The following is a 22,078-nucleotide window of genomic DNA, read 5'->3' on the forward strand; positions in this document are numbered from 1 at the left end:
CCGCTTCCCCTCATGGCGACCCTCTCACCTTAGGACATATACGACAGGCGGTGTGAAAACGGGTGGAAGTCGGGGGCCGTTCCCTGCCATTACCTGATTCCCTCCGATAGGGTTCGCCATGGCGAACTTTCGCATTTTGGTCGCCATGCCTGAAGCCCCGCGCCCCACGCTGCTGTTCGTCGTCACGGAAGACTGGTACTTCCGATCTCACCGGCTGCCCACGGCGCGGGCCGCCCGCGACGCCGGCTTCGACGTGGCGGTGGCCTGCCGGGTGGTGCTGGACGGTCCGGCCATCGCGGCGGAGGGCTTCCGCCTCATCCCCCTGCCCTGGCGCCGGGGCAGCTTCAACCCGTGGCACATTCTGGGCGACATCCGGCGCCTGGCCCGGCTGTACCGGCGGGAACGGCCGACCATCATCCACCACATCGCGCTGAAGCCGGCGGTGCTGGGCGGTTTCGCCCTGGCGCTGGCGGGCCTGCGCGACACGCGGGTGGTCACCACCCTGGCGGGCCTGGGCCTGGGCCTGTCCGGGACCGGCACCAAGGCCGGGCTGGGTCGTGTGCTGCTGCGGCTGGCGCTGAACGCCGCCGCCTGGCGGCGGGGGAACGCGCTGGTGGTGCAGAACAGTGACGACGCGGCACTGCTGGCGGCGGGCGCCCCCAAGCCCCCGGCCGCCCGCCTGATTCGCGGATCGGGCGTGGATCTGGCGCATTATGAGGAGCTGGCCGACGCGCTGGGCCCCGTCACCTGCGCCCAGGTGTCGCGCATGCTGACGCTGAAGGGGGTGGAGGACCTGGTGGCGGCGGTGCGGCTGGTGCGGACGCGGGGCGTGGATTTGCGCCTGATCCTGGCCGGCGCGCCCGATCGCGACAGCCCCGCCGCCGTGCCGGAGGAAACCTTGCGCGCCTGGGCGGATGAGCCCGGCATCGAATGGCTGGGCGCCGTCGGCGACGTGCGCACCGTCTGGGCCCGCGCCCACATCGCCGTGCTGGCGTCGCGCGGCGGCGAAGGCGTGCCCAAGAGCCTGCTGGAGGCGGCGGCTTGCGGCCGCCCCATCGTGGCGACCGACGTGCCCGGCAGCCGTGAGGTGGCGGTGGAGGGGCGCAACGCCCTGCTGGCCCGCCCCCGCGATCCGGCCTCCCTGGCCGAGGCGCTGGCCCGCCTGGCCGGCGACACCGCCCTGCGCCGCCGCCTGGGCCATGCCAGCCGGGCAGTGGTGGATCCGGAATTCGGCGAGGCTGAGGTGGGACGCCGCATGCGCGACCTCTACCTGGGGCTGGTGACGCCGCCGCTTCCAGGTAAACTGCCCTGACCGGGTCCTGTCCTCTGGACCTGGGGCATCTTGGGGAACGGTTTTTCATGACCATGCGCCTTTTGCGCCGGGCGGCCCGCCTGGCCGCTGTCCTGCCCCTGGCGGCACTTGTGCTGGCGGGACATGTCGCCCAGGCGGCGGAGCAGCCGGTGACCTTGGACGGCGGCGTCGGTCGGCTGCGCGGCACCCTGCTGCTGCCCGACGTGGTGGCGCCGTCGGACGGGGGCGTTCCCGCCGTGCTGTTCATCTCCGGCGCCACCGACCGCGAGGGCAACGGGCCGTCGCTGCGCACCGACAGCCTGAAGCAACTGGCGCAGTCCCTGGGGCTGAAGGGCATCGCCAGCCTGCGGGTGGACAAGCGCGGCATGGCCGCCAGCAAGGCCGCCCTGGCGCGGGAGGAGGATCTGAGCCTGGACACCTACGTCCAGGACGCCGGCCGCTGGCTGGATCTGCTGCGCGCCCAGACCGGCATCGGCCCCATCTATCTGCTGGGATATAATGAGGGCGGGCTGATCGCCACCCTGCTGGCGCAGAAGGCGCCGGCGACGGGCCTGATCCTGCTGGCTGCGCCCGGGCGTCCTTTCGGCGACCTGCTGCGTCAGCAGTTGCCCAAGTCCGACCTGCCGCTGGATGTGCAGCAGGCGGCGTTCAACGCCCTGGCCCAGTTGGAGAAGGGCCAGACGGTGGGCGACGTGCCCAAGGAATTGAGCAGCCTGTTCCGGCCCAGCCTGCAGCCCTATCTGATTTCGGAACTGCGCCACGACCCGGCGGCGGAATTGGCCCAGACCACCCAGCCGGCCCTGGTGATCCAGGGCACCAATGACCTGCAGGTGGACATGGCGGACGCCGTGCGCCTGTCCCAGGCCCGCCAGGGCGTACGGCTGGTGCGGCTGGACGGCATGAACCATGTGCTGAAGACCACCCCCGCCAACGACCGCGCCGCCAACCTGGCCAGCTATGTCGATTCCGGCCAGGCCATCAACCCCGGCATCGTCAACGCCATCGTGGTCCTGATACGCACCGGGCAGTGACGGCGGGCGGCCTATAGCCCCTTTTCCAGCAGTTCCGCCTTGTAGCGGCGGCTGGCCGGCACGACGGTGCCGGTGCTGAGCGTGATGTCCAGGTCGCCGGACGGGCGCGTGTCCACCCGCTGGATGGCGGCGCGGTTGACCAGGCGTGAGCGGTGGACCCGCACGAAACGGCCGGGCGGCAGGTCGGCGTGCACGTCCTTCAGCGGCCGGCGGATCAGGTGGACTCCGTTGGCGGTCATCACCTCCACATACTTGCCGGCGGCGGCGACCTGGATGATCTCCTCCGGTGCCAGGAACAGGCGGCGGGATCCCACCTTCAACTCCAGGCGCTCGTCGCCCGCGGTCGGCATGGCGACCGGGGCCGGTGCCTCGGCGACCGGCACCGCCTGTTGCGCCTCCACCAGGGCGACCACCCGCGACAGGCGCGCCAACTGCCGGCCGCCGGTCAGAATGGTGGTTGCCAGGATGAAGCTCAGGGTGTCCTTGCGGAATTCATACGGCACCTCCAGGTGCCAATCGCCCATGTGATAACTCAGGCCGGCAGCGGCATAGACAGCGAAGCGCAGGCCCATCATCAGACTGATGTGCACGGCGCCGTATCCCACCAGCGCCGCCGCATGGATGGCCAGGGTACGCCAGGGGGCCCGTCCCCAGCCGGGGCTGCGGCCGACCGCCAGGTAAACGAAAGACAGGGCCGCGAAGCTGCCCAGCGAACTGGAATACTCCCAGGTCATCGGTTCCCAGGCGGCGATGGGATGGTGGCCGCGCTCATGTTCCGTCAGGACGGAAAAGACGTTGATGGTGTTGGGGATCAAATAAAACGCGCACCAGACCAGGCACCAGGTAGCCGTTGACGGCAGGGCCCAGCCGCCCATGGGTGTCACCGTTGGTTCCGCGCTATCCACCGCTGGTGCCTCAGGCATCGCCACTCATCCCCATTTGCGCCCTTTGTGCCACCGCCGGTGGCTTGCCCGTGGGCGGTACCATCCGCGGGTGGCAGCGTACCGTCATCCGCAGCGCGAGCCCAGCCCCTGCGACGTCACGGCACAACGAGAGGCGCCCCCATGTCGGAAGCCAGGTCCGAAACCAGCCCCCCTTCGCTTATCCCTGCCTACGTGTCGGCGGGCGTTTCAGATCATGGCCGTCGGTATGACCTGGACTGGATCCGCGTCATCGCCTTCTTCCTGCTGATCCTCTACCACGTCGGCATGTTCTACGTGCCCTGGGACTTCCATGTGAAAAGCCCGCATCCGGTGGAGGCGCTGGAACCATTCATGATGCTGACCAGCCCCTGGCGGCTGACATTGCTGTTCCTGGTGTCCGGGGCGGCCACCCGCTTCATGGCCGACAAGATGAGCGTGGGCGGCCTGACGCGGGCGCGGATGGCGCGGCTGCTGCCGCCCCTGCTGCTGGCCATGTTCGTGATCGTGCCACCGCAGAGTTATCTGGAGGTGGTGGAGAAGGTGCCGGAGCAGGCGCAAACCTATGGCGTCTTCTGGTGGAAATACGCGACCCACACCGGCCATTGGTGTCGCGGCGATGATTGCCTGATGACGCCCACCTATAACCATATGTGGTTCGTGCTCTATCTGTTGATCTACAGCCTGGTGTTGGTGGCCTTGCTGGCTTTTGCGGCGCCCGTCCTGCGCCGGCTGGAAAGCGGACTGGAGCGGGGGCTGGCCGGGTGGCGCCTGCTGGTCCTGCCCATCCTGTTCCTGGGGGCGATCCGCGCCGGGCTGGTGCCCCACTTCCCCATCACCCATTGGCCCGTCAACGACTGGTATAATCATGCCCTGTCGTTCAGCGCCTTCCTGTTCGGGTTCCTGATGGCCCGCTCCCCGGTGTTCCGGCAACGGTTCATTGCCGGGCGTTGGGTGGCATTGGTGGTCGCGGTGGCGGCCTATGCCGGCGTGATCGGCTTTAACTGGGTCTACCGCGCCGACGACGCGGTGCCGCCGACGGCGCTGCACCTGACGATGCGTTTCGTCTACGCCGCCGACCAGTGGGCCGCCATCACCGCCATCCTGGGCTTCGGCGCCCGCCACCTGACGCGGGAAAACGCCGCCCTGCGTTATCTGACGCCGGCGGTCTTCCCCTTCTATCTGGTGCACCAGACGGTGATCGTCATCCTTGCCCACTACCTGGCGAGGGCCGCCCTGCCCCAGGTGCTGGAAGCCGCGATCCTGGTGGCGGCGACCTTCGCCGCCTGTTTTGCGACGTATGAGATCGTGCGGCGTATCGACATCCTGCGCCCTTGGTTCGGGCTCAAGCGACGCGTCCCCCGGCCTGCCCTGGCGGAGATACGAACCCAAGCGGCGTGATGCCGCGCGTATCAGAGCGTCAGGTTGCCACGCGGCAGATTGATGCCCAGCGCCAGGCCGCCATCCTGCCAGTCAAAGGTCAGGCGCCCGCCCAATTGTCCGGCCAACAGCAACTGGCAGACGGTCAGGCCGAAACCCTTGCGGGTGGGCGGGCGCACATCGCGCAGGCCCTGCTCATGCCAGGTCAGGGCCAGCGTGTCCTCTTCCTCCCGCCACGACAGGTCGACCATGCCGTCGGGATGGTTGAGGGCGCCGAAGCGCGCGGCGTTGCCGGCCAGTTCATAGAGGGCCAAACCCACGGCCTGGGACGCCTGGGGCCCCAGGATGGTCTGTGGCCCACCGTGGGAAACGCGGCCGCCGCCGGGATCGAAGGGCGTGAAGCTGATATGGGCCAGGCTGTCCATGTCGATGCCGATCCAATGCCGGCTGGCCACCTGGCTGTGGATGGCGGCCAGTGCCGCGATGCGCCCCTCCACCAGCGATACGAAATCCTCCACCGTGTCGGCCCGGGTCAGGCGCAGGATGGATTGCACCACCGCCAGCGCGTTCTTGGCGCGGTGGTCCACCTCCTGCATCAGAAAGGAGATCTGGCGTTCGTCGCGGCGGCGCTGGGTGATGTCGCGGGCGATCTTGGACGCGCCGATCAAGGTGCCGTCGGCATCATGGATGGGCGACACCGTCAGCGAGATTTCGACGGAATGGCCATCCTTGTGCCGGCGTAGCGTCTCAAAATGGCTGATCCGCTCGCCCTGTTTCAGGCGTGTCAGTAGGCTCGGCATCTCGGCCTCGCGGCCGGCCGGGGCCAGGATGGCGATATTGCTGCCCACCATCTCGGCCGCGGTATAGCCGAACAGGCGCTCGGCTGCGGGATTCCAACTGGTGACGGTACCATCCAGCGTCTTGCTGATGATCGCGTCATTGGAGGATTCGATGATCGCGGCCAGCATGGCGGGCGAAGACAAGGCTTCCATCGGTCGGCAATGCCTCCAACCAACTTCCAAAACAAGGTTAACGCCGGCGCGGCCGGCTTCTTCTGGGTTTTTGAGGCCCCATCGCGAGGGCTTTTCAAGGAATGTGTCAAATTCTCACAGAAAAGCATGCCCTCTTCGACCATGGCAGTCTGGACCAAGGTGGCATCGCACTTCAAACGGACCTTAGACCTATACCTTGGTTTCCCACCCTGATGCCGCCTGCGCAGCAGATAATCGATTGGGCATACATCTATTCTAGAATAACTCTGATTTGTATCGGCGGCTGGCGGCGACCACCGCTCCATTGCTCAGCGTTATGTCCATGTCGCCGGACGGCCGGCTATCGACCCGCGTGATGGCGGCGCGGTTCACGATGTGGGAGCGATGGACCCGCGCGAAGTCGCCCCCCGGCAACTCCGTCTGGAATTCCGCCAAGGTGCGCCGCACCAGATGGACGGATTCCCCGGTCACCACCTCGATGTAATTGCCGGCGGACCGCACCATCAGGATGTCGGCCGGCGCCAGGAACAGGCGGCGGGATCCTACCTTGATCTCCATGCGGGGCGTCTCCGCCGGTGTCGCCGCGGTCCCGGCAGCCTCCACCAGGGCGATGGTCCGCGACAGGCGGATCAGGTGCCGCACCCCCACCACGATCAGGATCACCAGCAGGTAGGTCAACAGATCGCGCCGGATTTCCGACGGCAAATCCCCCCACAGCGCGTCCAGCGCATAGGTCTGGCCTATGGCTGCGTAGGCCACCAGCCGCAACGTCACCATGGCCGTGAGGTGCAGGACGCAGAACCCCACGGCGGTCGCCGCGTATTGCGCCACGAAGCGCAAGGGCGCCTGTGACCAGCTGGGCGTGTGGTTCACGGACCAACGCACCAGGGGCAACGCCAGCAGCACGCCGATGCCGCTGGAATATTCCCACAGGAAAGGTTCCCAAGCCGCGATCGCGCGGTTGGTGCGGTCGTATTCGGTCAGCAAGGAAAAGGCGTTGATGGTGGTGGGCAGAAAGGCGAAGCCCAGCCAGACCAATGCCCATGCCTTGATATTGGGCGTATTCCAAAAGCCCGAAACCTGGACCACCGTTTGTCCCTTTTTCCCAACCATTCGCCCCTGAAGGGCCACCGTCCATCCCCGCATGGCCGGAAAAATCCGCCGCCCGCGTCAGGAAAATGGCTGGTTGTCCCCGGCGAAGTCAGCGTAAGCGAAGCCCATAGGGGCCCGCCACACGTCTTACGACCAGGGGCCGAAAGAAATGACGTCCACACATACCACTACGCCCATGCGGCCGATGCCCGCCGCGACCCCCGATACGGCCCCCGTGAAACGCCGCCCGGACCTGGACTGGATCCGTGTCCTGGCCTTCTTCACCTTGATCATTTTCCATGTGGGCATGTTCTACGCGCCCTGGGAATGGCACGTGAAAAGCCCGCGCGTGGTGGACGCGATGGGCCCGGTCCTGATGCTGACCAGTCCGTGGCGGCTGACCCTGCTGTTCCTGGTGTCGGGTGCCGCCACCCGCTTCATGGCCGACAAGATGACGGTGACCCAACTTACACGGGCGCGCCTGGCGCGGCTGGTGCCGCCGCTGGTCTTCGCCATCCTGGTGATTGTGCCGCCGCAGACCTATTACCAGGTGCTGGAACAGGCCACGACCAATGAGCCGAACTACGCCGCCTTCTATCTGAAGTATCTGACCGGCACCGGTCACTGGTGCCGGGCCAACGACTGCCTGACGACGCCCACCTATAATCACATGTGGTTCGTGACCTACCTGCTTTGCTACAGCCTGGGTTTGGCCGCCCTGCTGGCGGTGGCGGGGGATGCCGTGCGCCGGGTGGGGGGCAAGCTTGAAGAATGGCTGGGCGGCTGGCGCCTGCTGGTCCTGCCCTTGGCGGGCCTGTTCCTGCTGGACCTGCTGCAGTTGCGCTTCGCCCTCACCCACTGGCTGATCCACGACTGGTATAACCACGCCCTGTCGTTCACCGCCTTCCTGTTCGGTTTCTCGATCGCCAAATCGGCGGCGCTGCGCGACGGTTTCATCCGCATCCGTTGGCCCGCCCTGGCCATGGCCATTCCCGCCTACGCTGTCGTCGCCCTCTTCACCTGGGTCTATCGCGACGGGGTGGCCACCGCCCCCTTGGGCCTGCGCGCCGCCATGCGCCTGGTCTATGCGACCCAGCAATGGGGCGCCATCGCCGCTGCCCTGGGCTTCGGCGCCAAGTACCTGAACCGTGACAGCGCCCTGTTGCGCTATCTGGTCCAGGCCGTGTTCCCCTTCTATCTGGTGCACCAGACCCTGACCGTGGTCATGGCCCATCATCTGGCGAAGTTGGGCCTGGACCTGGGGGTGGAGGCCACCATCCTGGTGGTGGGCACCTTCGCCGGCTGTTTCGCCACCTATGAGGTGGTGCGGCGTATCAACGTGCTGCGGCCCTGGTTCGGCCTCAAGCCCTTCGCACCACGGGTTTCGGCACCTGGGCCGCTACCCCAGGCTGTGGAGCCGGCCAACCAGACGCAAGCCGCTTAAGACGTATCCCTTAGGATAAGTTGCATTTTCCGAAAATCCTCGAGACCTGTCGCAAACTCGACATCCAAATTTAACGCGTTCGTGATTATCCGGGGCCGCCCCTATCCTTAAGCTCAGGTGGCCCCGGTGCCCGCCGGGTGGCACTTCCCCCTGCCAGGACGGCCGCCGATGCCCCGTATCCCCTTGCCTGCCCGCCTTTCCGCAGCGCGGTCCGCCGTGGGCCACTTTGCCGGCCGCCTGATACCACCTTCGATCAGGGCGCGCTTTGGGGGCGTGGCCGCCCTTCTGGGCCGCCTGGTGCCTCGTCCGACTCGCCTGCGCTCCAAGTTCCTGCTGGTGGGCGGCACGCTGCTGCTGATCGTCCTGCTGCAGAGCGCCATCGGCATCGGCATCGCCCGCCAGTCGCGCAGCATCCTGGAGGACACGACCGCCCAGACGGACGGCGCCATGGCCGATCTGGGCCTGGCTGCCACCGTGAAGAACATGCAGGTCCAGGTGCTGTCCACCCAGACGCTGATGGGCACCCTGTCGGTGGCGGAGCCGGCGGAGCTGAACAACTCCCTGCGCGCCATCGCCACCACCTATAACGCCGGCCTAAGCGAGGTCCAGCGGGTGGCGGCGCGTGACCGGGCCGGCGGTGTCGAGAACAGCCCTTTGGGCGACGTCACCACCAAGGTGCAGATGGCCAAGACCCAGTTCGAGGCCCTGCAGGAAACGGCGAAGGAATTGAAGCCTTTGGCCGGCAAGTCCGCCGCCCCGGCCGACCAGTTGCTGAAGCTGTCGGCCCAGGTGGATGGCCTGAACGACCATCTGGACCGTCTGGCCGAAGCCATGAAGCTGGTGGCCAAGGCCGATCAGGCGCATGTGCGCGAGAGCAACAGCCAGGCCATGGGCTTCATCGACGGCCTGAACCGGGGCATCCTGGCCAGCACGGCGTTGGGGCTGGCGCTGTGCGTGCTGGCGGCGCTGTTCCTGATGCGGGGCGTGCTGTCGCCCCTGCTGGCCGTCGCCGGCGCCACGCGCGACCTTGCCAATGGCAACCTGGACGTGACGCTGCCGGCTGAGCGGCGGGATGAGATCGGCCGCATGGTCGAAAGCCTGGCCGTTTTCCGCGACAACGCCCGCGCCGTGGCCCGCCTGAACCGCGAGCGTGATGAAGAACGGGTGCGGTCGGAAGAGACCCGCCGCCGCGCTTTCCAGGAAACCGCCCAGACCTTTGAGACCAAGGCGGGCCGCATCCTGGGGTCCGTGACCGAGGCCGCCCACGGCCTGGTGGAAACGGCCCGCGCCGTGACCCGCACCGCCGCCGGCGCCTCCACCGCCGCCACGGCGGCGGAGAACGCGGCGCTGACAGCCAACGGCACCATCCAAGGTGCGGTTGATGCCGCCGACCAGTTGCGTGCCACCACCGCCGACGTGCTGCAAAGCGTGGCGGAGGCCGCAAGCCTGGCCCGCCGCACCGCCGACAGCACCAAGGGCACGGGCGAGATGATCGAGCGGCTGACCGTGGCCTCGCGCCGCATCACCGATGTCGTGGCCCTGATCCAGACCATCGCCGGCCAGACCAACCTGCTGGCCCTGAACGCCACCATCGAGGCGGCGCGTGCCGGCGATGCCGGCCGCGGCTTCGCCGTGGTGGCCAGCGAGGTCAAGGGCCTGGCGGGACAGACCGCCCAGGCCACACAAGATATTCAGCTGGAAATCAGCGCCATGCAGGCGGCCATCGCCCAGTCGGTGGACGCCTTCCGGCATATCGTGTCGGCGGTCCAGCGCATCGACCAGGTGAACGACGCCATCTCGCGCACCATCCATGACCAGGCGCGCACCACCCAGGCCATCGCCGTCACCATGACGGACGCGGCCCAGGGCGTCACCCGGGTGGGTGGCGACATCGGCACTGTCGCCCGCGCCGCCAACGACACCGGTGTTGCCACCAGCCAGGTGTTCAGCGCCAGCAGCGACCTGTCGGTGCAGGCACAGGAACTGCAACGCGCCGTGGCCGATTTCCTGTCCGCCATCGTCGCCGCCTGACGCCCGGCTAAGGGGGAAGGCGCCGCCCGCCGGGTGCGAGTCGCATCCGGCGGGCGGTCGTGCGTCTGCCCCATGCCAAATGGCATTGTATGCGATATACCCTTAGTTCGAGTATCGGTGGCCCACGCTTGCGCCTTTTGAGAAGTGCTGTCTGTGGAAAACCCGCTGCCGGCGCACAAAGAACTACCCCCGCAGGACAGGGGTGTCATGTTCCGCCAGATCCCCTACCTTGTAGTCTAGCTGGGATGAGGGAATTCCCTTATTTACGGTATGTAAACTTGTTTACGATGTAGTGCATGAAACGCTTCGGCGCGGACGCGTGATTGCCTGTAATCCCTGGGTGAACATTCCTGGAATGACCATCCGGTGGCGAGCGGCGGCAACAGCGAAGGCGGACCGGGCAACGGGCTGCCGTGATGGCTGCGGCGGGGAACCCTGAAAAGGGTCCTGTGCTGCCGGCCATCAATAAGGCCAAGTCCCTGGGCGAGCCGGGGAGACTGCCTTGCCCGTCACGCGACAGGATTTTAGGGAATGACCATGATCGACAAGCCTAACACCGGCCGGGGCAAGACCCGCAAGCGCACCATGCTGGCGGCCGAGGAAGAGTCGGGCACCAGCGTCGACAGCTACGTCGGCGGCCGCGTCCGCCTGCGCCGCACCCTGATCGGCATGAGCCAGGAGAAGCTGGGCGAGGCCATCGGCCTGACCTTCCAGCAGGTGCAGAAGTATGAGCGGGGGGCCAACCGCATCTCCGCCTCCATGCTGCACAAGATCGCCCAGGTCCTGGACGTTCCCATCAGCTTCTTCTTCGACGGCCTGGGCCCCCAGGGCCAGATCCCCGCCCCGGCCATCGAGGCGGCGGTGGAAGGCGGCCGTCCGCCCAGTGAACGGCGCGAAACGCTGGAACTGGTGCGGGCCTATTCCCGCATCACCGAAAGCTCCGTCCGCGACAGCATCATGGCGCTGGCCAAGTCGCTGGCCGACCATAACGGCTAAGCCGGCAGGGATACGCCGCCACCCGGCGGCATCCCCGATGCGCCTAACCGTTTTGCGCTGCGGTATCGGGTGGAACCATCCCCGCCCGGGATCGATTAAAAGCACCGGACGATGACAGGAATTGTCGTCGTCCGGTTTTTTATTGCCCAGACCCGACAGGGCCGCCTGCCCGATGGGGACCATGTGACGGCCATTGCTTGCACCGCAACGTGCCAATGGCGGACATGGGATGTAAAAACAGCAAGACTGCCCTGACTGGCCGTTGCACGTGCGCCTTGTAAAACTTTCTTTAACGGCTTGGGCGGATAGTGATGACACGGGGAACGACGATACCGAACAGGGGTCGCCGGACTGCATTTCCGAACCATTACTCGTTTCGCCTTCGATTTCATTAACCATTTCTTGCCGCGACGGTCGAAAGGCCCGGCCGGCGTAAAACGGGTGGGCCTTGGCACGAATGTGGCCGGGGCATGCACGCTGGTTAAATCAAGGCTGCATCAAACGAGGGCTCGGAACTGACTTTCTGGTTGCGGCACCGCAGCAAAAAGCTGGTATCGTTGCCTTGAGCCGGGATGGATGCGATGACAACCTTATCTCTTAAAAAGCCGCTGGGCTTTGAAACTAAACTAACTCTGGATGCCGTGCAGCGTGGCAATGTGGGTGACCGCAACGCAACAAAGCGCGTCGTCGTGGTGGACCGTGCGCCCACGCCCGTCCGCAGCCGCGATAGCGGGGGACATGGCGGCGGCGCCAGCCGGGACGGTGGCGGTCGCTTCGACCGCGGCGGCGGCGAACGCCAGCAGGGGGGCGAGCCCGATTTCGGTGAACGCCGCCAGCCGCGTGGTGAGGCGCCCTACCGCCCCGCCCATCATGATTATGATCGGCCCGACAGCGACTTCCGCCCCAACTACCGCGCGCTGGAGAGCCGGCCGCAGGACAATCGCGACAGCCGCCCCTATGGTGGCGACCGCGGCCGCCCTGCCCGTCCCCCGCATGGCGGTGGCCGCGGCCGCGAGGATGACGCCAGCGACCGGCCGCACGTCCTGTGGCCGCCCCGCGTGGTCGTGAATGATTTCGATGGCGCCGCCATCACCCTGCCCCGCATCGCCGGCACGCCGCTGACCCTGCCGGAAGACATGACCCTGGTGCACCAGCAGCTGAGCCGCCGTTTCCCCGAAGCTTTCCCGGCCGATCCCGTGCCGCTGAGCCTGACGGTGGAAAAGGAAGTGGCCCGCGCCCTGGGCGATGCCGAGTTGGTGGCCACCGTCGAGGCCTTCCTGTTCGTCTACCGTGCTCACCCGGCCTACCTGGCCTCGGTCGTGCGCAACACCCGCCGCGTCACCCTGGATGGTGCCCGGGCGGAACGGATCGAGCCGGAGGAGCGTGAACAGGCCCTGTGGACCCTGCGCGCGCTGGACACCACGTTCCAGTGAGCGTCCGTTTCTAATCCAGACAGGCATCCCGGATCGGGATAGGGGGCGATCCTTGAGGACCGCTCCCCTCCCACACCACCCGGCATGCGGGTCCGCACCGGGCGGTTCGAGGAGTTGAGGTCAAGAGAGACGGGGCATTCCCAGGGCGTCCGCCCATTGCAGGGAGAGGACGGCATTGAGGGCCATCCCGCTGTTGCGCCACCAGCGGCGGCTATTGGCCGCCACCTGATGGAGCACCTTGGGTTTGGCCCCGAGTGCTTTCAGTTCCCTGTAGATGGTCGTGCCCCGTTTCCAATGCTTGAGCTGGATGGCCCGCAGCCGATGGCGCATCCACTTGTCCAGGTCGTTCCAGACCCGGGGTGTCTGCGCCAGGCGGAAGTAGGCCTTCCATCCCAGAACATAGGAACGCAGGCGCATCACCACCTCCTGCACACTGTTCCCGCCGGAACGGCGGGTCAGCTGCCGGATGCGATGCTTGAAGGTCGCCAGCGGCTTGTCGGCAACCCGCCGCTTGATGACGCCACCGGGCGCCACCCAGAAGCCGTAGCCCAGGAACTTGCGGCCGAACACGCTGGTCACCGCGCTCTTGGTCTCGTTGACCGAGAGACGCAGTCGGCCGTAGAGCCGCCGCAACAGCGCCATCACCCGTTCACCCGCCTTCCGGCTGCGAACGTAAACGTTCGCATCGTCAGCGTAGCGCACGAAGCGATGACCCCGGCGCTCCAGTTCCCGGTCCACCTCGTCGAGCAAGACGTTGGCCAGCAGCGGCGACAGCGGGCCGCCCTGCGGCGTCCCCCTCTCCCGTGCCTGGACCACGCCCCCCACCATGATCCCGCTGTCCAGGTACGACCGGATCAGCCGGACGATGCCGGCATCCCCAATGCGCTTCCAGAGACGGTCGATCAGGATGTCGTGGTTCACCCGGTCGAAGAACTTCTCCAGGTCCACGTCAACCACAACCCGCCGGCCCGACTGGACGTACGACTGTGCCTTCAGCACCGCGTCGTGCGCCCCTCGCCCCGGACGGAAGCCGTAGCTGTACTCGCTGAAGCTCGGATCAAGGAGCGGCTGCAACACCTGCAGCAGCGCCTGCTGGATCAGGCGATCCGTCACCGTCGGGATGCCGAGTTCACGCTCGCCACCGTCCGGCTTCGGGATCGCCACCCGTCGTACCGGCCAAGGCCGGTACGTCCCCGACAACACCTGGCTCCGGATCGCGGGCCACACCGTGCGCAGATGGGCCGCCGTCTGGTCAATGTCCAGACCGTCAACCCCCGCCGCGCCCTTGTTGGACCGCACCCGTCGCCAAGCCCGTTGCAGGTTCTCTCGCGTCAGGGCCGCCAGCAGCAGCCCTGACCCCGTGTTTTCCATTTCCGGGCACGGGCGCAAGGCTTCGTCGCTGCCGGGCCCGGGCAAGGCTTCACCTCGCCCCCCTCCCGACCGCCCCGCTTGCGCGGACATCTGACGCTCTGCCTTCCGCATCGCCACGGTGGATCAACACTCCTCCTCGTTCGGTCCTTCGGCACCAGTTGAACCGGCCCCTACTATGACCTCTGCTGACTTCCCGCTCCGGCTCGACACCGTCACCCTTTCAGGCATAAGGCGGGATCTCCCCAGGTAAGAGCGCGCTCCTTCACCACACAACCGCCGGATCTACGGCGCCGACCCTTGATCACGAGAGCTTCGCGGTTCATGGCCCGCTCGCCCTGCTCGGCACCGCCTTCTATCCGGTTCTTGTTCATCGGCTCGTGGTTTCGCTCCACGCTTCCTCCCCACGATCAGTCGCCCTCTCGCAGTTGCGTTTCGCTTCGTTCACCGTGATCAGCTTACGGAGGGACTTCCACCCTCAAGAACGCGCCCATGCTGGGCGCACCAAGAAAACGGCCTCTCCATCGCTGGAGGGGCCGTTTTTATTTGAATGATTTTTGTGCGATGGATAACTGGCTCAGGCTTTGAGCCGGTTCCTTATGCACCGGAATCGCCACCGGGCTCCGCTGCCGGTGTCTCCTCCTCATCCGACAGGAAACGTTCGCGCAGCAATTCCCAGTCCTGGCGGCCGAATTCCACGGCGGACATGGCCACCGCCACGGCGCGATCCAGGTCGGCGGCCACACAGGCCTCATGCAGGGCCATGGCCAGATCCTGAAGGCGAATCAGGCCGCAGGTGCCCGCCGTGGCCATCAGGTCGTGCGCCTCGGCGCGAAGGGCCTTGAGGTCGCGCTCGCGGGCGGCCTGCGCCAACGACTCCACCCGCTGCTTGCCCAGGGTCAGGAAGCCGGTAACGATGCGCACGAAATCGGCCCGCGCCGCCATGGTGGCCAATTCACCCAGGCGATCTTCCGCCAGGATGCCGAACAACGGCGGCACGGCGGCCACCGGCTCGTCCGGCGTCTCCGGTTCCGCGATGGGGCCACAGCCCCATTGCACCACCTTGCCGATGAAATGGCCCCGGTCGAAGGGCTTGGCGACATAGTCGTCCATGCCGGCCGCCAGATATTCCTCACGCATGCCGGCCATGGCGTTGGCCGTGATGGCGATGATGGGCATGCGCGCGCCCATGGCGCGCATGCGCCGCGTCGCCTCGATGCCGTCCATGCGCGGCATCTGGATGTCCATCAGCACCAGGTCGAAGCGGCGACAGCGCACCGCCTCCAGCGCATCCACGCCGTCCTGGACCAGCACCGCCTCGAACCCTTCCTTGGCCAGCATCAGGCTGGCCACTTCCTGGTTCACGGGGTTGTCCTCCACCAGCAGGACGCAACGCCCCACACCGCGGCCTTGCGTCGCATTGGGCGGCGCACCGCTGCCCCCCCAGACGGCGGGGGACGGCTTGCCGGAAGGCAGGGGGGCAGCGAAGGCACTTTCGAAGGGCTGCTCCGCCACCTCCAGGGGAATGGTGAACCAGAAGGCGCTACCCTTGCCCGGTTCGCTGCTGACCCCGATGGAGCCCCCCATCAGTTCCACCAGCTGGCGGCAGATCGCCAATCCCAGACCCGTGCCGCCGAAGCGCCGGGTGATGGAGGTGTCGGCCTGGCTGAAGCTTTCGAACAGCCGGGCCATCTGTTCCCCGCTGATGCCGATGCCGGTGTCCGTCACCTCCCCCCGCAGGTTCAGGCCGGGCTTGGCTGCGGCGCGCGGTGTCAGGGTCAGCGCGATCGCCACCTCACCATCCGTCGTGAACTTGATGGCGTTGCCCACCAGGTTGACCAGGATCTGGCGCAGGCGGGTGGGATCGCCCCGCACCAGCACCGGCCCCGAGGGCTCGTCGCCATCCTGTTCGCCGGGGGTGTGCAGTGCCGTGCGGAAGCCCAGGCCCTTTTCCCGGGCGCGGGGCGCCAGGATGGTGGCGACGCCGTCCAGCAAACCGCCCAGGGAATAATCGACGATATCCAGCTCGACCTTGCCGGCCTCAAGCTTGGAGATGTCCAGGATATCGTCGATGACACCCAGCAGGGCCTCGGCACTTTCGCGGATGGCCTGGGTGAAGCCCCGCTGCTCCTCCGTCATCGGCGTGTCCAGCAGCAACTGCACCATGCCCATGACGCCGTTCATGGGGGTGCGGATCTCATGGCTCATATTGGCCAGGAATTCCGATTTGCTTTGGCTGGCCGCCTGGGCCTGGACGCGGGCGCGGTCCAGGTCGCGCGCCAGCACCGCGAGGTCATGGGCCTGCCGCTCCAGCCGCTCCTGCTTTTCGGTCAGCATGGCGTTGGTGGCCTTCAGGTCCCGCGTGCGGCGGGCGACATCGCCCTCCAACCCCTCCAGCAGATTGACGTTGTCGAATCCGGCGGGGATCTTGGTGGCGAACAGTTCCAGCAGGCGCTGGTCCATGCCGGAAGGGGGATCCTGGGCCCGGATCAGCACGACGGTGCGGCCCATCTCATGCCCGGCGACGTGCAGCACGCTGGCGTCGCCCGCGAACAGCGACTTCTGGTTCAGCAGCGCGCGCTGGATCAGGTCGACGTGGGGAATTTCGGCCTTGGGATCCTGCATCAGGTAGGCATAGACGCCGCTGGCCGCCAGGATGCGGGGCGGCTGGCCCTCCGGCGCATGGACGCACAATACGCCCAGGGGTGAACAGCTGAGGAAGCTGCCGACCTGGGTCAGGACACCATTGGCGAAATCGCGCATGGAGCGGATCTGGAACAGGCTGGCGGCGCTGTCGATGATGCGCTCCAGCCCCCGCCGGTTCTCGTCCAGCGCCACGATATAGCCATAGGACCGCAGGGCGGTGATGATGGTGGTGGTCAGGCGGGCCGCGCTGAGGTCCGCCTTGGGGCGATAATCGTCGATATCATAATCGACGATCACCTGCTCCTCCGGCGCCATGCCGGGCTGGCCCGTGCGCAGGACGATGCGCACCGCCTCATTGCCCAGTTCCTGCCGGATGCGGCGGACCAGGACCAGGCCGGCATCATCCGTTTCCATGACGACATCCAGCAGGACGATGGCGATGTCCGCCACCTCACCCAGGATGCGGAAACCCTCGGCCGCCGAATGCGCGGACAGTATCTGTACGCCCCGATCACGGAAACGCAGGCGTCCCAACACCATGCGTGTCAGGGCGTGAACCTCGGCATCATCATCAACCACCAGGATTTTCCACGGCGGGAAAATATCCTGGCGGAAGGCCTTGCCACCCTTGTCACCGTCTTGCCACAAGGCCTCGTCCAATTCCTGCATTGGGCGCATTTCCTTTTGGAAACTGTACCGATTTCCGGCTGTTTCCCTTTGCCCGCCACCGCACCATCCGTGAAGCGGCCGTTCAGGTCACAGTATCTCAGAACTCACCTTACGGACATTCCTCTTAAGGTTTCATCAACGACGCGCGACGGCTTTTCTGCGCTGGCACGTATATCAGTCAAGCCGGTTCTAGAACGGCGAAGACGAACCTTACGAGGCTTGTAGATCCATGTCCCGCTTCCGTACCCAACTATTGTCGACCCTGGCGGTTGGCGTCTTTGCCGTCGGTATCGCGGCTGGCGCGTTCGCCCAGGACGGCGCTCGCTCAGGTCCGCCGCCGGCCGGCCATGAACACCACCACGGTGGCCCGTGGGAACATATCGATGGTCGCCTGGCCTTCCTGAAGGCCGAACTGAAAATCACTGCCGCCCAGGAAGGCCAGTGGAAGAAGTTCGAGACCGTCGCCCGCGCCGATGCCGAAGAAATGAAGCAGAAGGCCGAGAAGTTCGAGACCGAACACAAGGCGAAGCGTGAGCAGTTCGAGGCCGCCCGCAAGGCCGGCCAGACCCCCACGCCCCCGGCTCCGCCGTCGCTGACCGAACGCCTGGACCGTGCCGAGAAGATGGCGACGGAACACGCCAAGCACATCAGCGACCTGAAGGCCGTGTTGGCCCCCCTGTACGCCAGCCTCTCGGCCGACCAGAAGGAAAAGGCCGACACGCTGCTGGCCCGCGGCTTCGGCGGCGGCCACGGCTTCGGTCCGCATGGCGGTCCCGGTGGCCGTTTCGGCGGTCCGGGCGCGCACTTCGAACACGGTGACCAGGGCATGCACGGCGGCCCCGGCCGTCCCGGTCCGGACGGCGATGACGGCGACATGCCCCCGCCCCCGGATGAGGGCGGCCAAGACTGATCCCGTCCGGATCGGTAGCGCTTGAATGAGGACGGCGGCGAATCGTTGGGGTTCGCCGCCGTTTTCTTTTTGACCGATGCCGGCCCGATCACTCCCGGTTGGGCGCCAGCGACACCAGGAAGGCCAAGGCCGCCGGCACCGGCATGGCCAGGTACAGCCAGTGCACGGCCGACAGGTCGCCCACGGTGCCGCCGGGGGTGACCAGGCCTGCGCTGTTGGCGACGACACCGGCCATCGCCGTGCCGAAGGCGCCGCCCAATGACTGCACCGTGGCGATGGCGGCCGAGGCCTTGTCCTGCTCCACCCCGCCGGCGCGCTTCAGCACACCGGCCACCAGGTGCGCCCACCCCAGGCCCACGCCCGCCCCCATCAGCAGCAGGGCGATGGACGCCGGCACCAGCACCGTCAGATCCGCCGCCGGATCGTTCCGCGCCAACAGGGGCGCCAGCGCCGCCGTGGCCGCCGCCTCCAGCAGGCAACCGGCGGTGATCGCCATGGCCGCCTGCCGACCGGTCAAGCGACCGACCAGGAAGGCGGCGAACGTCCACCCCAGGGCGACCAACGCCACCAGATAGCCCGACATCAGCGGCGCCACGCCATGCAGCGCCTGCAGGAAATAGGGGACGTAGACGTCGCTGGATATGGTGACGATGATGGCGAACATGATGAGGTAGAGCCGCGCGATGGGTTGCCCCAAAATGACGGCACCCTGCGGCAACAGCCGGTTCCCGCCCCGCCGTTCCACCGCCAGCATGGCGCCGAACAGCAGGAGGGAGGCTGCCAGCAAGGCGAGCTTGGGGCCATCCCGCTCCGCCGTGCCGGCGGCGCTGACCAGCAGCACGGCGGACAGCAGCAGGCCGATCTGGCGCAGCGGCGGCCGGCCGGCGGCGCGGCTGTCGGTGGCGGCCGGCAACAGGCGGCGGGCAAAAGCCGCCATCAGCAGGGCTGGCGGCAACAGCACCAGGAAGGCGTAGCGCCATTGCGCCCCGCTGGAAAACACCCCACCCGCCGTGGGGCCCAGCACCGTCGCCACGCCCCAGATGGCGGCATAAAGGGTGGAGGCGCGGCCCCACAGCGGTTCCGGATAGACATGGCGGATGAAGGCGTAAGCCAGGCCCGACAACATGCCCGCCCCCAGGCCCTGCACGGCCCGCCCCAACAGCACCACCGCCATGGCCGGCGCCACGGCGCACACCAGGCTGCCGGCGCTGAACACCAGGGCGCCCAGGATATAGACATCGCGCAGGCTGAACACGCGCGGCCGCATGGCGACGAAGATGGAACCCAAAACGGCCGCAGCAACGTACAGGGTCGTCACCCAGGCGAACAGCGGCAGGCCGCCGATGTCGCGCACGATGGACGGCGCCACGGTGGCGGTGACGTAGGTCTCGATCGCGAACAGGGTGACACCGCCGCCCAGCATCAAGGTCGCCGGCAAATGGGCCGGCGAGAACAGTTGATACACCGAAGCGGTGGGCGGTTCGGCTTGCGGCTGGCGATCCGCGGCGGCAGTCATGGGCGAAATCCTGGTGGCGTCGATTTATTTTTCAAAGTTTCATCTTGGAAAATACGCGGCCGTCGCTATAAAACAAGCATGAACTTGGAAAAATAAGCCGTGCCCCAGCCATCCCCCAACCGCCTGCTCCTGCTGTTGAAGACCGACGGCCCCCAGACGGCCGCCGCCATCGGTGTCGCCCTGGGCATCACGGGTGAGGCGGCGCGCCAGCAGCTGACCCGCATGGCGGAGGATGGCGTGGTGGAAGCGGTGGTGGAGGCCGCCGCCGGCCGGGGACGCCCCCGTCAGCTGTGGCACCTGACACCATCCGGGCATGCGCGTTTCCCGGACGGCCATGCGGCGCTGACCGCCTCCCTCTTGACCACCTTGGCGGACCAGTTGGGAAGCGGGGCGATCGATACCCTGATCGCGGCGCGCGAGGTGGGCACCCTGGCGCGCTATCGCGCCGAAATGATCGGGGCCGCCGACTTGGCCACCCGCATCGCCCGGCTGACCGCCATCCGCTCCAGCGAAGGCTATATGGCCGACAGCTGGCAGGAGGCGGACGGGTCGTGGACCCTGGTGGAAAACCATTGTCCCATCTGCGCCGCCGCCACCGCCTGCGTCGGCTTCTGCCGGTCGGAACTGGATACCTTCCGGGCCGTGCTGGGCGCGGCGGTGGAGCGGACGGAGCATATTCCCCTGGGTGCGCGGCGCTGCGCCTACCGCATCAGCATTATCTAATTACCGCCCTCAAACGGCGGGCGCCGCCATCCGGCGGCTGGCCTATCCTCGATTTTCAGTCCGCCTGCGGCTCCCCAAAAATCTCCGGCGGCCCCGGTCGGGGCCTACGGTGGCATGAGGATCGCCTCATGCCACCGGGCTTCCCCCTTACGGTGCGCGGAACGTGCCGTTGGACTGCATGGCCAGCCATAGCACGCTGGCATAGGCGGCCGTGGACTGGTCGATGGTCGGGCGGTCCACCCGGTCCAGCGTGTCCTCGGCGGTATGGTGGTAGTCGAAGTAGGTGGTGGCATCCAGGGACAGTTCGGCGATGGGCATGCCGGCCTCGGCCATGGGGCCGTAGTCCGACGTCTCCCCCTCCTCATCCCGGCCCAGGGTCACCCGCAGGGGCTTCAGCGCGCCGGCGATGGTGGTGATGGCGGCCTGGGCGTTGGGGTTGGACTTCATCTTGAACGCCCATACCGGGCCGATGCCCAGATCGGCCTCCGTGCCCAGGACGTAATGGGCGGCGTCGCCCGCATGGGCCTTGCCGTAGGCGATGGCACCGTAGGTGCCCTCCTCCTCCGCCGCGAACAGCACGACGCGCAGGGTGCGGCGCGGCTTTTCCGGCAGGCCCTTGATCAGCTTGGCCGAGGCCAGCGCGATGGCGACACCGGCGCCGTCGTCGATGGCGCCGGTGCCCAGATCCCAGGAATCCAGGTGGGCGCCCATGGTCACGATCTCATCGGGCTTCACCGTGCCCTTCAGGTCCCCCACCACGTTGTAGGTGGTGATGGGGTCCAGCGGCGACACGTCCAGCACCAGCTTCATCTTCACCGGGCCTTGCGACAGCAGCCGGTCCAGCTGCGCCGCATCGATGGTGGAAATGGCGCCGGCCGGGATCTTGGTCCCGCCATCCTCATACCGCGTCATGCCGGTGTGCGGCGCGCGGTGGGCGTCGGTGCCGACCGACCGGATCAGCAACGCGACCGCACCCTTCTTGGCCGCCACCGACGGGCCGCCGATGCGCATGGCCACGGCCTCGCCATAACCGCTGCCGTCCTGGGTACGGGCCATGGGCAGGGCAATGTAGGCGATCTTGCCGGCCAGCGACCCGTCCGATGCTGCCTTCAGGGCGGCCAGGCTGGGGAAACCCACCACCTCGGCCTCAATGCCCTGGGGGCCCGTGCCCACCGTGCTGCCCAAGGCCGCCACGGCGATGGACTGCGGCATGGGCGACACGATGCTGGCGCGCTCCAGGCCACGGCGCCAGCCGGGCATGGGCACGGCCTCGACATGCACGTCCTGCAGGCCAAGATCCTTCATGGCCTTCACCGCCCAGGCCACGGCGGCCGCGTCGTTGGGTGTGCCGGGCAGGCGCGGCCCCACCTGGGTGGTCAGCGATTCCACCACCTCATAGGCACCGCTGCCGGCCAAGGCCCGCTTCTGCAATTCCTTGACGCTGGCCAGCGCCGAATCCGGCACGGCCGCGGGCCCCTCGGCCGCGATCGCCGGCGCCGTCAGCAGGCCCAAGGCGAGTGCGGCGGCCAAGCCCTTGTTCTGAATCGAAAACACGCCCGTATCTCCCATCATCAGGTCGTACCGGGCGGCCCCCGCCACCGTTCCGGCCCCATGG

Annotated in this window: 16 protein-coding genes; 9 read left to right on the plus strand and 7 right to left on the minus strand. The window is 67.2% G+C overall.

Annotation, left to right across the window (positions count from 1 at the left end):
* Positions 1 to 145 precede the first annotated feature (145 nt).
* Both PW843_14710 and PW843_14715 read left to right on the plus strand, forming a co-directional pair.
* Entirely contained in the window at positions 146 to 1,312 is a 1,167-nt protein-coding gene (locus PW843_14710; protein ID MDE1147851.1) for a glycosyltransferase family 4 protein, read from the plus strand.
* A gap of 47 nt (positions 1,313 to 1,359) precedes the next feature.
* Entirely contained in the window at positions 1,360 to 2,343 is a 984-nt protein-coding gene (locus PW843_14715; GenBank protein ID MDE1147852.1) for an alpha/beta fold hydrolase, read from the plus strand.
* A gap of 11 nt (positions 2,344 to 2,354) precedes the next feature.
* Here PW843_14715 and PW843_14720 read toward each other — a convergent pair whose 3' ends face one another.
* On the minus strand, positions 2,355 to 3,266 hold the full coding sequence (locus PW843_14720) for a LytTR family DNA-binding domain-containing protein (GenBank protein MDE1147853.1): 912 nt from the start codon (positions 3,264 to 3,266) through the stop codon (positions 2,355 to 2,357).
* A 141-nt stretch (positions 3,267 to 3,407) separates the two neighbouring features.
* Between PW843_14720 and PW843_14725 the strand changes: the two genes are divergently transcribed.
* On the plus strand, positions 3,408 to 4,664 hold the full coding sequence (locus PW843_14725) for an acyltransferase family protein (GenBank protein MDE1147854.1): 1,257 nt from the start codon (positions 3,408 to 3,410) through the stop codon (positions 4,662 to 4,664).
* 11 nt (positions 4,665 to 4,675) lie between these two features.
* On the opposite strand, the gene PW843_14730 is transcribed toward PW843_14725, so the two are convergent.
* The gene (locus PW843_14730) at positions 4,676 to 5,635 is read right to left on the minus strand and encodes a PAS domain S-box protein (protein ID MDE1147855.1); all 960 of its coding nucleotides are present in this window, start codon (positions 5,633 to 5,635) and stop codon (positions 4,676 to 4,678) included.
* A 255-nt stretch (positions 5,636 to 5,890) separates the two neighbouring features.
* Positions 5,891 to 6,724 carry a LytTR family DNA-binding domain-containing protein gene (locus PW843_14735; protein ID MDE1147856.1) on the minus strand — a complete coding sequence of 278 codons (834 nt, stop codon included), beginning with the start codon at positions 6,722 to 6,724 and terminating at the stop codon, positions 5,891 to 5,893.
* A 172-nt stretch (positions 6,725 to 6,896) separates the two neighbouring features.
* Between PW843_14735 and PW843_14740 the strand changes: the two genes are divergently transcribed.
* The 4 genes from PW843_14740 (at position 6,897) to PW843_14755 (ending at position 12,631) form a co-directional block, all read left to right on the plus strand.
* On the plus strand, positions 6,897 to 8,171 hold the full coding sequence (locus tag PW843_14740; GenBank protein ID MDE1147857.1) for an acyltransferase family protein: 1,275 nt from the start codon (positions 6,897 to 6,899) through the stop codon (positions 8,169 to 8,171).
* A 297-nt stretch (positions 8,172 to 8,468) separates the two neighbouring features.
* Complete coding sequence (locus PW843_14745; GenBank protein MDE1147858.1) at positions 8,469 to 10,202, plus strand: methyl-accepting chemotaxis protein; 1,734 nt, start codon at positions 8,469 to 8,471, stop codon at positions 10,200 to 10,202.
* A 585-nt stretch (positions 10,203 to 10,787) separates the two neighbouring features.
* The gene (locus tag PW843_14750) at positions 10,788 to 11,198 is read left to right on the plus strand and encodes a helix-turn-helix transcriptional regulator (GenBank protein ID MDE1147859.1); all 411 of its coding nucleotides are present in this window, start codon (positions 10,788 to 10,790) and stop codon (positions 11,196 to 11,198) included.
* A gap of 641 nt (positions 11,199 to 11,839) precedes the next feature.
* Positions 11,840 to 12,631 (plus strand): ProQ/FINO family protein, encoded by a 792-nt coding sequence (locus PW843_14755; GenBank protein ID MDE1147860.1) that lies wholly within the window; start codon positions 11,840 to 11,842, stop codon positions 12,629 to 12,631.
* Positions 12,632 to 12,751: 120 nt separating this feature from the next.
* On the opposite strand, the gene ltrA is transcribed toward PW843_14755, so the two are convergent.
* The gene (gene ltrA, locus PW843_14760) at positions 12,752 to 14,002 is read right to left on the minus strand and encodes a group II intron reverse transcriptase/maturase (protein ID MDE1147861.1); all 1,251 of its coding nucleotides are present in this window, start codon (positions 14,000 to 14,002) and stop codon (positions 12,752 to 12,754) included.
* A gap of 594 nt (positions 14,003 to 14,596) precedes the next feature.
* Entirely contained in the window at positions 14,597 to 17,314 is a 2,718-nt protein-coding gene (locus tag PW843_14765) for a DUF3369 domain-containing protein (GenBank protein ID MDE1147862.1), read from the minus strand.
* Positions 17,315 to 17,543: 229 nt separating this feature from the next.
* Here PW843_14765 and PW843_14770 point away from each other — a divergent pair, with 229 nt between their 5' ends.
* Entirely contained in the window at positions 17,544 to 18,224 is a 681-nt protein-coding gene (locus tag PW843_14770; GenBank protein ID MDE1147863.1) for a Spy/CpxP family protein refolding chaperone, read from the plus strand.
* 88 nt (positions 18,225 to 18,312) lie between these two features.
* Here PW843_14770 and PW843_14775 read toward each other — a convergent pair whose 3' ends face one another.
* Positions 18,313 to 19,740, minus strand: a complete 1,428-nt coding sequence (locus tag PW843_14775; GenBank protein ID MDE1147864.1) for an MFS transporter — start codon at positions 19,738 to 19,740, stop codon at positions 18,313 to 18,315.
* A 99-nt stretch (positions 19,741 to 19,839) separates the two neighbouring features.
* Here PW843_14775 and PW843_14780 point away from each other — a divergent pair, with 99 nt between their 5' ends.
* Entirely contained in the window at positions 19,840 to 20,463 is a 624-nt protein-coding gene (locus tag PW843_14780) for a MarR family transcriptional regulator (protein MDE1147865.1), read from the plus strand.
* A gap of 147 nt (positions 20,464 to 20,610) precedes the next feature.
* Here PW843_14780 and PW843_14785 read toward each other — a convergent pair whose 3' ends face one another.
* A complete protein-coding gene (locus PW843_14785; GenBank protein ID MDE1147866.1) occupies positions 20,611 to 22,017 on the minus strand; it encodes a M20/M25/M40 family metallo-hydrolase in 1,407 nt (468 codons plus the stop codon).
* Between the last annotated feature and the right edge of the window lie 61 nt (positions 22,018 to 22,078).

Source organism: Azospirillaceae bacterium (assembly GCA_028283825.1).
In the GTDB taxonomy this organism is placed as follows: domain Bacteria; phylum Pseudomonadota; class Alphaproteobacteria; order Azospirillales; family Azospirillaceae; genus Nitrospirillum.